Below are 316 nucleotides of genomic sequence, written 5' to 3'. Positions count from 1 at the left end.
GTTTTCTTAATAGCAGCATTAACTACTAAAAAAATGTCCATACATTTAAGGAGGAAATGAATCATGGCTGGAGAAATGTCCGCATTGGGAATGGTAGAAACAAAAGGTTTGGTAGGAGCGGTAGAAGCTGCTGACGCAATGGTAAAAGCAGCAAACGTAAAACTGATTGGTAAAGTACACGTAGGTGGCGGTCTCGTCACAGTAATGGTTCGCGGTGATGTAGGTGCAGTAAAAGCTTCCACGGACGCAGGTGCCGCTGCTGCCGAAAAAGTGGGCGAACTCGTATCTGTACACGTCATCCCACGCCCTCATGGCG

Annotated in this window: 1 protein-coding gene; it reads left to right on the top strand. The window is 47.2% G+C overall.

Annotation, left to right across the window (positions count from 1 at the left end; all coding sequences use genetic code 11):
- Positions 1-63: 63 nt before the first annotated feature.
- Positions 64-316, top strand: a 253-nt coding sequence (locus SB773_RS30825; protein WP_410594041.1) for a BMC domain-containing protein, incomplete at its 3' end; no start/stop codon positions are given.

Source organism: Bacillus sp. SIMBA_074, assembly GCF_046534555.1.
GTDB lineage: Bacteria > Bacillota > Bacilli > Bacillales > Bacillaceae_G > Bacillus_A > Bacillus_A mycoides.
This window is presented reverse-complemented; position numbering and strand designations above follow the sequence as displayed.